Below are 14,219 nucleotides of genomic sequence, written 5' to 3' on the forward strand. Positions count from 1 at the left end.
CTGAACAATTACCACCTGCTCCAGAAGGACCACCTAGTCCTGAAGCAATTCAAATATTGACTTCCATTGCTGCGAAATATGGCATAGAAATGAAATAAAGTATGTTGTAGTGTACTAGTGGTTTCAGTAGGAATAATTAGATGTTATTCCCATTCATATGAAATGGGGTTTTTTTTATGGTTGCTAGATTGTGAAGAAATGTACTTAATGTAACGGGTGCTTGAGTTAGAGAAAGGATTACTGCGCGATCCTTTTTTTTATTTGACTAACCGGGGCAGATAGTTAATTGAGAAAAAGAGGTTTTACAACCAATTAAAAAGGAAAATTTAACCTTTTGTCGAATATTTTATTGAAGATAGAATATATGTCGAAACGGATGGTGTAGTAATGAATAAATTCTTATTAATTTTTGGAATAGTGGTATTTTTGTATTGCTTATATCTATTTGCTGTATCTATCTATGCAACTAATTCGGACCCATATATTTTTTATATATCTATATTTGGTATGCTAAATGCAAGTATAGCCATCGCTGTTTCTGAAATCTTAGATAAAGTTAAAACAACTAAATCGTAAGAAATCCTATAAAACAGCAATTATGTTGATTTCTTATTCTCCAACGGGTGCTTATGTAAAAGACGGGATACTGCGGCGATCCCGTCTTCTTATTGTGCTAACGTGGCAGTTTAGTGAAAGAAGGAATTGCCAAGTAAAACATCGAATTGAGGAAAAAGGAATCGGAGTATTGGAGTGAAGGTGGAATTATGGAACAAATAAAGATTGGTTCTTGGGTAATTGAAATTGACGTTAAAAGAACAAAAGAATTTTAGAAAAATTATCATTTACTCAATGAAGATTGTAGCTGTGATTATTGTTCTAATTACGTGTTAGCTTGTGATACTTTTCCCAAAGAGATTATAAACATCTTTAATCTACTTGGTATTGACCCTCGTAAAGAAGGCGAGGTCTATGAATGTTTAGAAAACGAAGATGGCACACATCTATATGGAGGCTTTTATCATATTGTTGGCAGGTTAATCGATGGACCTGATTTAGGGATACCAGATGAGGGAGAGAAAGAGTTTTCTTCTCTAGGTCATAATGATATTGAGATAGGGTTTAATAAAGATTTAGCATTAGTACCAAATGCATTCCCTAGACCAGTAATTCAGTTTGAATTTCAAATGAATGTTCCGTGGTTGTTAAGCTAACGGGTGCTTTCCTTAAAGATGGTAATGCCAAATACGGAAGCGTTGAAGGGAGGAACAGAGTTTATTGAAAGTAAAAACAAAGGAAATCGAACAATTGTTATTGATGCTGTTAAAAAAGTTGAAGGAAAAGGATGTTAATGAAATTAATGTTGAAACCGACTATTATTGGCTGGTTGACTGGGATGATGTAGAGGATTTCAACAGCGATTCTTTAGACCTTGGTGTTGGTTCCTTTTGTGATGATTGGAACCATCTACAAAAGATTCTCTCAGGGGAATATGAACCAAATGTTCTTGATTTACAAAGACTTTCTACTCTCATAAACATTTTAGGTAAAACCATACACAAATCGGAAGTTACTCTATAAATAACGGACCTTCTTGTTCAACTAACGGGTGCTAGAGTTTAAGGAAGGGTTGCTGCGGCGATCCTTTTTTCTTGTTTCACTAACGGATCAGGTTAGTTGAACAAGGATGGGGTATACTTGGGTTATATATTTTTTTAGGTGGATTTAAAAATGAAACCATTGATTAGAAAAGAAGAAATTATAAGTTCTGATAAGTTTTTTCAAAGAATTCATCAAGCAGAAGCGGATTATGCAAACTATTGGAAAGAACATACGTTATGGCACTGGGAATTTTGGCTTGCAGTAGCATTATCAATCATTCCTTGGCTAGTTTGGATAATACTGCGAAAGCGTGGAAGTGAGGCAAGATTGCTTTTAGCTGGAATTTTTGGATTAAGTGTAGCTTCTTGGCTTGATTTTTTGGGACTTGTTTTTGGGCTCTGGCATTATTCTGGGAGAGTATTGCCTACCATTCCAACGTTTTTACCTTGGGATTTTACTTTAATTCCTGTAACTCTTATGCTGTGGCTACAATTTAAACCAACTCTAAATCCCTTTTTTAAAGCTGTTATTTATTCCGCATTGACTTCCTTTATAGGAGAACCTTTATTTGAATGGATTGGATTTTATACAACTGCAAAATGGAGTGTTTTTTATTCCTTTCCAATTTACACTATTATCTATTTAATTGCTTATCGAATTAGTAAGGTAAAATCATTTGAACCTTTGTAATAACTAAACATTTCAACAACTGATATTGTGAATGAATCCACTTAAAGTAAGCCGTGCATTCCTTCAACAAGGGATTCCCTTTTTCTTCTTGAACTAACAGGTGCAGGTTAGTTGAACAAGGAAAAATAATAAAAAGACCAATAAGTGGTCTTTCAAAGAGAGTAGTGGGACCTTAGAATTGATTCTTAAAGGAGCAAAATTTCAATCTTCATCAAAGGCGGAATAAGAGTTCTTTCAGGAAAGTTAAAGTGTTTAAAGCTATGACATTATTATAGAAGTTTTTATCTAAAAGGTATTAATGTATAAGATTTAGTGTGTTACTAAATCCCTTGTTGGTGCGTATTACGGCTTTACCTGACAATAGTTAAACGCATATAAAGAGAAAATATTTGGTGTTTATATCCGTTCTAAGACTTTATTCTATGATATGCGAGATCAAGAAAAGGCCAGATCCAACAAGGAAGAAAACTCCTGCAATGATGGCAAGCACTCTAACTATATTCATTTCCTGGGTCTTAGCAGGGGTAAGTGCCTCAGCCGAAGGAAAAGTGACAGTGACAGGGACAGTAATAGGGACAGGAGCAGTAGAAGGTTTATTGGTAGGTACAGCTGGTTGTTGAGAGGTATTAATATTTTGGCTCCAAGTATGTTCATTCATCATGGTGTTTTAATCCTTTCCTTAGTTTAAGGGTTTTCTTGAATCAATTATAAATGCCCATTACGTAATTTAAAGTATGTTATTTTTAGCTAAAAGTGTAAAAAAAATAAATTTTTTATAAAAAGTCCGAATACAACTGATAAAAAGATTTAAGTATCCGTTTGAACTTTATTGTGAAACATTGTACTTACACTAACGGGTGCAAGAGTTTAATAAAAAGTAGCGAATTTTTTTGGTCTTTAAGAGTTGTACTTATATTTATATCTCGATAAAGATTAAATAGTTTTTAAGCAATTTTCTTAAGGAGTGAACTCCCATTACCAGTTTTATTATTGATTTACTAATTGATATTACAGGCGATATAATTGGACATTTCATTCCTAATTTGTCACCCGAATCAAAATTCCAAAAACACATTATCAGATTAAGGGAAGAAGATTGGTTTTCCTTAATGGAGAAGGATTATAGATACGAATATATAATCTACAATAACAGCAGGGTGAAGCGGTTCTTAAGCAGTGAAAAAAATGTAAAAATGATTACAAGTATGGATGCGGAGAAGGAGAAATTCATAAGCTTAGTAAAAGAAGAGCATGCCAGATTTACAAGGTTACGATAATTTTTAAAAGTGCTTTTAGACAGGATAGTAGTGCATGAAGGGAACTTGTTAAACATGTACTTACACTAACGGGTGCATTTGTTAAAGATGAGATCGTTGCAGCGGTCTTTTTGCTTGTTCATCTAAACCAGCTAATAGTTTGTCAATATTTTCAATTAAAGGCTTTAGTAAAAAAAAGGACCATTATTGAAGTGATTACGTATTTTTCAATATTCTGCAATCGGGTGCCTTTCTTGAATAAAAAATTATCTTCTTTTATTACGTATAAAATTATATATAATTTGTAAACTAAATTTATCCACATTAAGATTAAGGAATCGATGATATGATCCAAGATAAGGTGTTATTAATTGGTTTATTAGGTGTTCTGTCAACAATACCAGGAGAGATTGCTTCGAGGATATTTGTTTATTTTGGCATTGGTAAGTATAGTATATATGAATTAGCAAGTCTTATTATTACATTTAACAGGCCTGTATTTACCATAGGATTAATTGTAGATTTTTTAGTTGGTAGTGTTTTTGCAATCTTACTTTACTTTATATTTGAAAAGTTGGGTTCATACTATTTAGTTATTAAAACTACTTTTTCCAGTTTACTGTCCTGGTTAGTATGTGAACTTTTATTCACAGCGACAGTAGAAGGTAAGTATATCCCTATTAGACCCATAAATGATTATTATTCCCATATTATTAGTGCCATGATTTTTGGTATTACATTAGGACTGTTGTTAAAAAAATTTATATTCAAGAAGTTAAATTCATGATAAGTTTAACCCTTTTAAAAAATCCTCAAGAATGAAATATTTCCTTAAAGTCAGAAAAACCTCTCTAATTCCTTTTAATTAAGGAATTTCATGAGAGGTTTGTTTTTTTATATTGCTCTTTGAAAAATATTTCTGAGTAGTATTCCATGGGAATTCAGGAAGCTTTTGGAACCGAAACGAAATTTACAAATCATTTGGTTTTGACAAGTTCTTTGATTCCAACTACTATCAGATTAATTCAGAGGATGAGGCGGAATATGGTTTAATGGATAAACCATTCTTTCAGCAATCGATCCCTCTGTTGGAATCATTGCCTCAGCCTTTTTATACAAAATTCATTACAGTTGCAAATCACTATCCGTATGCAATGAATCAAAAGATACAACCATCGCACCTGCCACAACAGGTGATAAGTCGGTTGATGGATATTTCCAAACAGCGCGTTATGCCGACAAAGCGTTACGTCAATTTTTTGATTACCTTAAAAAGTCTGGGCTATATAATAATTCTATTATTATTATGTATGGTGACCATTACGGTATTTCTGAAAATCATAATAAAGCAATGTCACAAATACTTGGTAAAGAAATTACACCTTTTGAAAATGCTGGATTACAGCGAGTGCCATTGTTTATCCGTGTCCCTGGGATGCAAGGTGGCGTAAATCATGAGTATGGCGGACAAGTGGACCTTCTCCCAACGCTTCTTCACCTGTTAGGAATTGATACAAAAGACTATGTTCAATTCGGCACGGATTTACTATCTGAACAGCATAATAGTTTTGTGGCATTTCGTAACGGTGATTATGTAAGTCCAACCATTAGTTCTATTGATGGTAAATATTATGATTCAACTACAGGTTTGAAATTAGAAGCGGACAAGATACCTGAAGCCAAGAAATACAAACAATTAGTTCAGCAAAAGCTTACGTTCTCGGATAAAGTTGTAAATGGTGATTTATTACGTTTCTACACACCAAATAACTTTACTCCAGTCGACCGAACCAAATATGATTATAATCCTTCTCACAAAGGAGAAGAGACTTCTACTAAATAGAAGGCTGCCATCTTGGCAGTCTTTTTTGCTTTTTGTACATTTATCCCTATATCCACTTATGCACTAGTTGAAAAGCTAAAAGATGAAACTTTTCACAAGAGGTGGAAAAACGGGGGAATATGTAGCATCTATCTGTTAGCAACATTGGAACAGACTGAAACAAATTAGGTGTGATGATTCAATAACGTAGGAATAGTAAAACAAGAAATAATAATAAACAAAAACATCGTGCTAATTGCGGTGTTTTTGTGTGCGAATTATTAATTATTTAACTTACGTAAAAAAACATCTAATTCATCAGTTGATTGAAATTTATATGCATACCCAAAGCAAATCGGTCCATTACCAGTATGCTCTCTCTTAGGAAATTCTAGGAAAGCTGTATTATGATTTAACCCCGTAGATTTTTCCTCTAGTTCTTTATTTTCTTCGACTGTTTTTGGATTTAAAACAATAGTAATCTCTTTATTTGGAAGTAAATAAATTACTTCATCGTTAACAATATTTTTAAATTCAACAGCTTTTGATGTTTCTTTCATCGTTTTGAAATTGTTTAATCCAAAAGTATTTTGTAAATTTCCCATATTACAATTCACCTCTTGTTGTAATTCTATATCTAATTCTATTATAAGGTATAAATCAATAAATATCCTGATAAGTAAAAGAATATTATGGTGCTAGTTCGGTAGCTAAATTAAATAAGAGGGCATTCTTTTAATTAGGCCAAATAGTTGCATATTATCCTTTATTTCCCAATAGTCTTAAATGAAACTACTGTCAAGGAATATTAAGATGGGGGTGGATTCAATGGAGGACCGAAATGAAAAATTAAAAAACGTATCTTTTCCGTTCAGCGCTTAAATTTGCCCCTTGGGAGCTGTCGCATTTTACGAATGGGCACATTGTCATACCTTCTAATTTCCCAGATTATTTGATTAATATATTATTGATAACGGTATACGGACTTTTATTCATCAATTTGGTAAGCTCCTTAATAAACAAAAATAAATAGACTGTATATGACACTATTGCTCGAACTGTTGTTAGGTACAAAGACTAAAGAATCATAGAGTTTTTATTTTAATATTGTTAGAGATGATTTTAATGATGTAAGATGGATGCCTTGTTGTTATAAGTTTTTTTCCCTGTGTATTTTATTGAGTAATACCCGGCAGCCAGCTGAAACAAGACGATAGGTTTCATCAAAGTCACCTGTAAAAAATGGATCGGGGATATCTTTCCTGTATTTGGTCAGGTCAAGCAGCCTAATGATTTTTGGATGATTAGGCTTTCCGGTTATCCTGTATATATTTTTTATGTTGCTTTTGTCCATACCGATAATATAGTCGAATCTCCAAAAGTCTTCTTTCGTTAGTCGGCGTCCAACAAGCCCTTTAGAAGAGATATTGTATTTCTTCAGAATATTAAGAGTTCCTTCATGCGGAGGAAAGCCGATTTGCAATGAACTGGTTGCAGCGGAATCAATTGCGATTTTGTTTGTCAAATTTTCTTTTTTGACTAAGTGGCGAAACAGAGCTTCAGCCATTGGTGAACGGCAAATATTCCCAAAGCATACAAATAAAACGTTGATCATGTACTTAACCCCTTTAAATTTGTCTTTTTTTCCTTTTAATAGTCTTTTTTGAAAGGAATTATGTATTTTCAAATTAGTGGATTGGACAGGTGTGTTGTTTTGCACAACTCCAACCGTTACGGGGGTCTTATTATATTAAGGTACTCAAGCGATGATAAGAAATAAACATACATTGATTAGAGGAAAACATTCCATTAAGCACCATCTGCCATGTACAATGCCTTCTTTTCATTCGTAATCACAAAGTATGTACTGAACAGAAAAATGGAACGGCGCTAGTGGTAATTTTAGAGACTGTTACCCAAAAAATCCTTGTGATTTGTCTTCATTTCTTAAGTGCTAAAATAACTCTTTTTTATTTAACAGATGAATTGTAAAGAACTTCACTTAAACTAAAGGGGTGCGTTTGCTGAAAAGGGAGTTGCAAGTATGCAGCTTCTTATTTTCTTTTTGAACAAACGGGGAAGGTTACTGAAAACAAGATTTCGGAATACTGATTAAAGTGTTATGATAAAGTCAACTTTTAACGAATGTGTGGGTTGTTTTGCTTGCATCCAGATTGTTATCAGACTACTATAAATAGCAAATCTCAAAGGAGGCAAAAATATATGAAAATCATTGTTACCAGTTTATTCGTTCAAGATCAAGAAAAGGCACTGGACTTTTATTCAGAAAAGCTAGGTTTTGTAAAAAAGCATGACGTTCCCGTAGGAGAATTTAGGTGGATAACGCTTGTTTCTCCGGAGGACCAAGAAGGTACCGAGCTTTTGCTCGAACCGAATAACCATCCAGCCGCCAAAGAGTATCAAAAGAAGATATTTGCCGAAGGCATCCCTGCAACAATGTTTGGCATTGCAGATATTCGTAAAGAGTACGAACGGTTATTGGAAAAAGGCGTGAAGTTTACAATGGAGCCGACAAAAATGGGCGAAATCACAATAGCTGTTTTCGATGATACATGCGGCAACCTAATTCAGATTATGCAGAAGTAACGTTTTGTCGAAAAAGTTATCCCATTTAGTGTTTTTATCAGCATTAAAAAAACAACTTTATGTTAACCCTGTCCTAATCTTAGGACAGGGTTATACAATTTTAAGGTTTAATAGTTACAGGAAGTGATAATTTGGTCGTTTATTATTTAATGCTCATACTTGGATCCTTATTTGTAATAGGCGCAGTAATTGCCTTGATTGTTATGTTTGGTACTAAAGACTTTCGATTATTAAACGTAGGTAAGTATCTTGGAATTTTATGTTTTGGTGGTTTACTTTTAGCGATTACTCTCCCAAGCCTAAAATATGTTGTGCTAAAGAAATATGATGTCGTCAGTGGGACATGTGTTATCACAATAGATTCATCAGGTCGTTCTCCTGAAGCGGACTTTAAAATGCTACAAACAGATGAAATATATTCCTTCAGAGATATTCCTGCACTTGATGCTTACGGAAAGTCAATCCCTTATTATTGTGAAGTGACAGTTACCAAAGACCATATGTTTGAAATTAGTTATAAAATATTTGATGTCAAAACAAGAAAGCTAATACTAACAAGTAAATAACATATGGCCGAACCCGTTAATTTGCTTTTTTATTTTCCGCCAAATGTTTGTGCTAGATGCTTGCTTTGTTCTCTGCGGAGCTTTCTGGTAATGGACCGTTCTTTTCCGGTATTAAACAAATAGTGCTCTTCCTCTGTTTCGGGATACACAGTTGGCACTGGGGACGGCCGCCCTTTTTCATCTAACGATACAAAGGTTAAAAACGAAGTCGCAGCAACCCTGCTTTCCCTAGTAAAGTAGTTGTCTGCTGTTATTTTTACAAACACTTCCATCGAGGTGTTCCCGGTCCAAGTCACAAACGCTTCTAATGTGACCGCATCTTGAAGGGTGATCGGGTGCAAAAAATCGACCGAATCGGTACTTGCAGTCACAACGGGTTTTCCACAGTGTTTGACAGCGGCAATACCAGCAACGCGGTCAATTCGGCTCATCAGAGCGCCTCCGAAGAGAGTCTGGTGTGGGTTAGTGTCGTTTGGCAGGACTCCGTCGGTTTGAATTGTTCTAGATTCATTGCAAGATTTTTTCATAAATATAAGGTCCTTTTCTCACTGATTGTGGTTTTTTCCTATTATACCATAGAAAGCTAGAGGGCGATTCTTGTGATTCAATTGAGAATGGAATGCTACTCAAAATCCCACATATAAATCTAAGTGTATACTAATTTGATAGGTGGGGATACTGTTGGGCACCAATGATTTCAATAAAGAACTCCTTCACTATTACACAAAAATACGTGAAGCGAATCATCCTTTTTATTGGTATTGTTTGGCGAATACGCAGGCAAGAGCCGGATTAATAAATGAAGCACTGCAAACGATTGATATGGCTTTGTCCTTTCCAAATCCGTATCCTTCAAAACACAAACTTCTAGAAATACGGTCAAGTCTGCAATCTGCTGATCAAAGAAAAATGCGCACCAACAGTCCCTCCGTCTTAACGGTAAAGAGGGGCGATATTGACGGTGACGGGATAAAGGATAATGTTTTTCTAACTGCGAATAAAACCCCTGATAGTCCATTTTGGAAAGATATCACCTTGGTTGTCCAAAATGGGAGAACCCATAAATATGAATACTCCTCTTTTAAAAATAACTCTGGATACAATCCTACTCTTTTTCTTGGTGATTTTACAGGTAAAAATGGCGATGATCTTTTAGTGGTCATTGACACCGGTGGAAGCGGTGGTGCTATTTACGCGTATATTTTTTCATCTATTAACGGTCAAATAAGGCAGATTTTTGATTCTGATACATTCAATGAATCCTATAAGTATGATGTGACATTTGAGAATCAATACAAAGCAAAGGTGACCAGTTATCATCTCAAACAAAAGTATATTCTTGACCTTACTTACAAGGGGAAGGAATATCTATCGGAAATATATAACTCCCAAGGTATTTTGAAGGAACCCATTAATGGCTGGGTTAATCCTTTGTCAGGTTTATATCCGGTTGATATAAACAGGGATGGAATATATGAGCTGGCAGCGCATCAAAGGATAGCTGGCAGGTACAATGCTGATAGTTTGGGAGAAGTTCAAACCGTGTTGAAATGGAACGGCCAGGTATTTGCTCCTGAAAGGCAGACAGTGGCCACCTATGGAGGGGAATTACAATAGTGGACAGAATGAGTTCAAAAGATAATACTGAAAGCATTTTAAAAATTTGGCATTGACCGATTCATTTTGTTTATTTCCACTTAACTGCAATGAAATGGCGTGCAAACTGACACCAGTTTGACACGCCATTTTTCTGGTTTATTGTATTTTTTGCATATAAAGTAGGGGTACCACCAGCAAAAAGTGGATTTCCAACGTTAAGGAAATACAAATATAAAAAGCCTAATTTGTCGGGTGTTATGGATGTTTAACCTTTCGTTTGTTCCAATGTAATTGAGCAGATTACTGGAATTCTTTTTCAAAAAAACTCATTATGTCTTAGTAGTATTTTAATAGAAATGATTGAAAAACCTTGGAGCTTTTTAATTAATCTAGAGCTGGAGTGTGATCGATCCAATGAATAAATTGATGTAAATATTGTTGAAGATAACGTTTTGTTTGTTCGTCTGTAAGGACTTTCTGATCAGAATCAATCTTTTTATGTACTTGGGAAATCAACACTTTTTGAAATGGAAGAACATGAACCTGCATGGCCTCTAGTACTTGTCTGATTTGCAATTGAGCAAAGGCAGTACCTAAACCCCCAGGAGTTGCACCAATTAAAGCAACCGGTTTTCTGCTAAGAACTGCGGATTCCCGAGGTCTTGATGCCCAGTCCAATGCATTCTTTAATACGCCCGGAATTCCAGAATTGTACTCTGGACTTACAATAATGATACCGTCAACATCCTTGATAGCAGATTTAAATAATGTCACTGTTTCCGGAACACTTATTTCCAAGTCTTCGTTGAATAAAGGCAGATCATTAATTTAAATCCAACGAAATTGATGGGAATCATCCAGCTTTGTTAATGATTGAGCAATGATTCGATTATAAGAGTTTTTTCGTAAACTACCACAAATTAGGCCAATGGTCTTTGTCATACATTTCCTCCTCATTTAAAATCACTTTTCATGTTACCATAATATACCAAAATAGAAGGAGTGATGTTATACCTAATTGTTAGATTATTAAATTTAATTATGTGTTTAAATTTGTCCAATGGTACTCATGGTTTAACGGATGATAGGTGGTTTTAGACGACACAAACTTTTTATTTCTTTTTTGTAGAGTCCTATATTCGCTAACTTTTTTCCACAGTGAACCTCTTGAAATGAGCGTTAAAATTGGTTGAAACAGGTTAAAGAAAAATGATATAAACCTATGAAGATTTTTCTATTACACACAAATTTTATCAAAACAACCAAATTTTTTAATAAATAGGTTGTTTTAGGGTTATTTATATTATATGATTATTTTAAATTATCAAACTATTTAATTATTAGGGGGGATATGGTGGAATCTACTTTGTTAGTAAACGTAACAAGGGGAAATGTAATTGAGAGCATTCATAAGGGAAATGTGGCAGTAGTCGACGCAAAAGGTCAGTTGCTTTATTATGCAGGAAATCCTAAGAAAATTGTGTTTGCCAGATCCTCAATGAAACCAATTCAAGCTATTCCCGTCGTCGAGACAGGAGCTGCAGATCATTATGATTTCAGTGATGCAGACTTGTCCTTATGTTGTGCATCTCATAATGGAGAAAAAATGCACACGGATCGTGTTCTTGCGATACTTGGAAAAGCCGGGCTTGGTGATACCAGTCTAAAATGCGGCACCCATCCACCACGCTGGCCGGATACATACAAAGAACTTATTCTTCAAGGTAAAGAAGTAACTCCTTTATACAATAATTGTTCAGGGAAGCATACGGGGATGTTGATTACAGCAAAACAAATGAATGAACCGCTTGAAAATTACTATTCTTTCAATCATCCTGTTCAGCAGCGAATACTAGCTGCAGTAAGTGAAATGACCGAATATCCAAATGATCAAATTGAAATTGGAATTGATGGCTGTGGTGTTCCTGTACATGGGGTGCCGCTTGAAAATTTGGCTCATGGCTATGCCAAACTAGCCCGGCCAGATGAACTTCCAGAAAAACGCAGGAATGCTATTAGGAGAATTACGAAGGCGATGGTTACCGCACCCGAAATGGTGGGGGGGACAGATCGCTTTTGTACGGATTTCATGAAAGCTGGAAAAGGAAGATTTATTGGCAAGGCAGGCGCTGAGGGCGTTTATTGCATTGGCGATTTGGAAAAAGGTATAGGAATTGCGGTGAAAATCGAAGATGGGGATGGACGAGCAGCTTATCCGGCTGCAGTGGAAGTCTTAAAACAATTGAATTTATTATCAGAGCAACAGATTGAGCTACTAATAAACCATTATCGACCGAAATTGCATAATTGCCGCGAAGAGGAAATTGGGGAGTTAGTTGCTGACTTTAAACTTCAAAGTGCAACCTCACTTTTAAGTTAAATTTAAATAATCAAAGGGGGATTTTATTTGAAACATCGTTCATTAACTTTACTTATTGCCGCTTTTGTAATGTGCAGCATGTTCTTAATTGGCTGCAGCAATTCAAACAGTGCATCAAGTAACACATCGAATGGCAAAAAAAATATTAAACCAGCCACGACACAAACCCTTGCCAAAAAAACAGGAAAAGATATTACGATTGCTGTTGCTAATACTTTTGTCAGCATGGATCCTCACGATACGAATGATACTTTATCCTACTCCGCTCAGAAAACAATGCTTGAAGGTTTGTTAGGATTTGACAAGGACATGAAGGTAGTTCCTGTCCTTGCAGAGAGCTATTCAGTAAATCCTGCAGCAACAGAATTTACCTTTAAGTTGCGACAAGGCATCAAGTTCCATGACGGAACACCTTTTAATGCAGAAGCCGTTAAAGTCAATATTGACCGGCTTGCAAATCCAACCCTTAACTTAAAACGTCATAGTCTCTTTAAGCTTGTAAAAGAAACAACGGTTGTTGATGAGAATACGGTAAAAGTGACCTTAAGCCAGCCATTCGGTGCGATGATTAATACTTTTGCACATCCTGCTGCGATGATGATCAGCCCAAAAGCACTTGAGACATATGGAAAAGATGTTGCAAAAAATCCAGTTGGAACAGGCCCATTTAAATTTGCTGAATGGGATCCAAGTGACCATTTAAAGGTAGTTAAAAATGATCAATACTGGAGAAAAGGCTATCCAAAAGTAGATTCCATTTCATTCAAACCAACACCTGAAAATGGAGCACGTGTAGCCAAGCTGCAAACTGGTGAAGCAGATTTTATTTATCCAGTACCATCTGAACAGGCGGAAAGTATTAATGGTAAAAGTGGAATTGTAGTTGAAAATGCTCAATCCATTATCGTCCGGTATTTATCCATGAATACACTAAAGAAACCGTACAATGATGTCCGAGTTAGACAGGCCATTAACTATGCGATTAACAAGGATGCATTTATAAAGGTTGTAATGAATGGTTTTGCGACTCCATTAGATTCCATTATTGCTCCAAACGTACAGTTCTACGCAAAACAACAGCCGTATCAGTTTAATCTCGAAAAAGCTAAACAATTGTTGAAGGAAGCAGGATACGATAAAGGCTTTACAGCAAAATTATGGGGTAATAACGACACAGGTGCCATTAAAGGAATGGAGTTTATTCAACAACAGTTAGCACAAATTGGCATAAAAGTGGAAATTGTACCAATGGAATCAGGTACAGAGTCAGATAAAATCTGGAACGTTGAAGACCCTAGCAAGGCAGATATTGAATTGTATTATGGCGGCTGGTCACCGTCGACTGGTGATGCGGACTGGGGAATCCGCCCATTATTAGGCGGAAATGATGCTTTTCCTCCAAAATCCTATAACACTGCTTATTATAACAGCCAGGAAGTAAACCAAGGTATCAGTGATGCACTGGCAACCGCAGACCCAGATAAGCGAAAAGCAGCATATGAAAAACTTGAAAAGGCCATTTGGAACGATGCTCCATGGGCATTCTTATCTGTTGACGATACGATTGCAGGAAAGAAAAATTACTTAGACGGTATTTACCTTCTGCCAGATGGTTCATTAGATGTCTCGAATATTGAGATCAAACAGTAAAAGAGGGTGAGCGCTATAGTCATATAGCGCTCATCTAATTATCCGAAAGG

The 14,219-nt window shown here is 35.6% G+C and carries 13 protein-coding genes and 2 pseudogenes; 10 read left to right on the forward strand and 5 right to left on the reverse strand.

The features are described 5' to 3' along the window. The first annotated feature begins 884 nt into the window (after positions 1 to 884). The 3 genes from LC455_RS26735 (at position 885) to LC455_RS26745 (ending at position 2,289) form a co-directional block, all read left to right on the forward strand. Positions 885 to 1,211 (forward strand): hypothetical protein, encoded by a 327-nt coding sequence (locus LC455_RS26735; RefSeq protein WP_223595601.1) that lies wholly within the window; start codon positions 885 to 887, stop codon positions 1,209 to 1,211. A 64-nt stretch (positions 1,212 to 1,275) separates the two neighbouring features. Further along, positions 1,276 to 1,578, forward strand: a complete 303-nt coding sequence (locus LC455_RS26740) for a hypothetical protein (RefSeq protein ID WP_223595602.1) — start codon at positions 1,276 to 1,278, stop codon at positions 1,576 to 1,578. Between the two features lie 150 nt (positions 1,579 to 1,728). Continuing rightward, positions 1,729 to 2,289: a CBO0543 family protein gene (locus LC455_RS26745; RefSeq protein WP_223595604.1), complete on the forward strand. Its 561-nt coding sequence runs from the start codon at positions 1,729 to 1,731 to the stop codon at positions 2,287 to 2,289. Positions 2,290 to 2,704: 415 nt separating this feature from the next. Here the strand turns inward: LC455_RS26745 and LC455_RS26750 are convergent, their stop codons facing one another. Beyond that, on the reverse strand, positions 2,705 to 2,950 hold the full coding sequence (locus tag LC455_RS26750) for a hypothetical protein (RefSeq protein ID WP_223595606.1): 246 nt from the start codon (positions 2,948 to 2,950) through the stop codon (positions 2,705 to 2,707). Between the two features lie 941 nt (positions 2,951 to 3,891). Between LC455_RS26750 and LC455_RS26755 the strand changes: the two genes are divergently transcribed. Further along, entirely contained in the window at positions 3,892 to 4,332 is a 441-nt protein-coding gene (locus tag LC455_RS26755; RefSeq protein WP_223595608.1) for a hypothetical protein, read from the forward strand. Positions 4,333 to 4,471: 139 nt separating this feature from the next. Next, positions 4,472 to 5,388, forward strand: a pseudogene (locus LC455_RS26760) (LTA synthase family protein); the annotation flags it as partial. A 260-nt stretch (positions 5,389 to 5,648) separates the two neighbouring features. On the opposite strand, the gene LC455_RS26765 reads toward LC455_RS26760, so the two are convergent. Together LC455_RS26765 and LC455_RS26770 are read right to left on the reverse strand one after the other, a co-directional pair. Then, complete coding sequence (locus LC455_RS26765) at positions 5,649 to 5,972, reverse strand: hypothetical protein (protein WP_223595610.1); 324 nt, start codon at positions 5,970 to 5,972, stop codon at positions 5,649 to 5,651. A 545-nt stretch (positions 5,973 to 6,517) separates the two neighbouring features. Beyond that, entirely contained in the window at positions 6,518 to 6,982 is a 465-nt protein-coding gene (locus LC455_RS26770; RefSeq protein ID WP_223595612.1) for a low molecular weight protein-tyrosine-phosphatase, read from the reverse strand. A 608-nt stretch (positions 6,983 to 7,590) separates the two neighbouring features. Here LC455_RS26770 and LC455_RS26775 point away from each other — a divergent pair. After that, the gene (locus tag LC455_RS26775) at positions 7,591 to 7,974 is read left to right on the forward strand and encodes a VOC family protein (protein WP_223595614.1); all 384 of its coding nucleotides are present in this window, start codon (positions 7,591 to 7,593) and stop codon (positions 7,972 to 7,974) included. Between the two features lie 131 nt (positions 7,975 to 8,105). Continuing rightward, the gene (locus tag LC455_RS26780; protein ID WP_223595615.1) at positions 8,106 to 8,540 is read left to right on the forward strand and encodes a hypothetical protein; all 435 of its coding nucleotides are present in this window, start codon (positions 8,106 to 8,108) and stop codon (positions 8,538 to 8,540) included. A 29-nt stretch (positions 8,541 to 8,569) separates the two neighbouring features. On the opposite strand, the gene LC455_RS26785 is transcribed toward LC455_RS26780, so the two are convergent. Then, on the reverse strand, positions 8,570 to 9,067 hold the full coding sequence (locus LC455_RS26785; protein ID WP_263297929.1) for an acyl-CoA thioesterase: 498 nt from the start codon (positions 9,065 to 9,067) through the stop codon (positions 8,570 to 8,572). A 295-nt stretch (positions 9,068 to 9,362) separates the two neighbouring features. On the opposite strand from LC455_RS26785, the gene LC455_RS26790 reads away from it, so the two are divergent. Next, a complete protein-coding gene (locus tag LC455_RS26790) occupies positions 9,363 to 10,157 on the forward strand; it encodes a VCBS repeat-containing protein (protein WP_440446432.1) in 795 nt (264 codons plus the stop codon). 366 nt (positions 10,158 to 10,523) lie between these two features. Here the strand turns inward: LC455_RS26790 and LC455_RS26795 are convergent. Continuing rightward, positions 10,524 to 11,081, reverse strand: a pseudogene (locus LC455_RS26795) (NADPH-dependent FMN reductase). A 409-nt stretch (positions 11,082 to 11,490) separates the two neighbouring features. Here LC455_RS26795 and LC455_RS26800 point away from each other — a divergent pair. Both LC455_RS26800 and LC455_RS26805 read left to right on the forward strand, forming a co-directional pair. Then, positions 11,491 to 12,519: an asparaginase gene (locus LC455_RS26800; RefSeq protein ID WP_223595619.1), complete on the forward strand. Its 1,029-nt coding sequence runs from the start codon at positions 11,491 to 11,493 to the stop codon at positions 12,517 to 12,519. Between the two features lie 69 nt (positions 12,520 to 12,588). Continuing rightward, positions 12,589 to 14,169: a glutathione ABC transporter substrate-binding protein gene (locus tag LC455_RS26805; protein WP_440446433.1), complete on the forward strand. Its 1,581-nt coding sequence runs from the start codon at positions 12,589 to 12,591 to the stop codon at positions 14,167 to 14,169. The last annotated feature ends 50 nt before the right edge of the window (positions 14,170 to 14,219 follow it).

The sequence above is a fragment of the Neobacillus bataviensis genome, assembly GCF_019969725.1.

Bases quoted from the DNA above. Each gene is read 5' to 3' on its own strand.
- LC455_RS26775 (WP_223595614.1), top strand. From the start codon at position 7,591: ATGAAAATCATTGTTACCAGTTTATTCGTTCAAGATCAAGAAAAGGCA.
- LC455_RS26755 (WP_223595608.1), top strand. From the start codon at position 3,892: ATGATCCAAGATAAGGTGTTATTAATTGGTTTATTAGGTGTTCTGTCA.
- LC455_RS26785 (WP_263297929.1), bottom strand. From the start codon at position 9,067: ATGAAAAAATCTTGCAATGAATCTAGAACAATTCAAACCGACGGAGTC.
- LC455_RS26800 (WP_223595619.1), top strand. From the start codon at position 11,491: ATGGTGGAATCTACTTTGTTAGTAAACGTAACAAGGGGAAATGTAATT.
- LC455_RS26790 (WP_440446432.1), top strand. From the start codon at position 9,363: ATGGCTTTGTCCTTTCCAAATCCGTATCCTTCAAAACACAAACTTCTA.
- LC455_RS26805 (WP_440446433.1), top strand. From the start codon at position 12,589: ATGTGCAGCATGTTCTTAATTGGCTGCAGCAATTCAAACAGTGCATCA.
- LC455_RS26750 (WP_223595606.1), bottom strand. From the start codon at position 2,950: ATGATGAATGAACATACTTGGAGCCAAAATATTAATACCTCTCAACAA.
- LC455_RS26745 (WP_223595604.1), top strand. From the start codon at position 1,729: ATGAAACCATTGATTAGAAAAGAAGAAATTATAAGTTCTGATAAGTTT.
- LC455_RS26770 (WP_223595612.1), bottom strand. From the start codon at position 6,982: ATGATCAACGTTTTATTTGTATGCTTTGGGAATATTTGCCGTTCACCA.
- LC455_RS26765 (WP_223595610.1), bottom strand. From the start codon at position 5,972: ATGGGAAATTTACAAAATACTTTTGGATTAAACAATTTCAAAACGATG.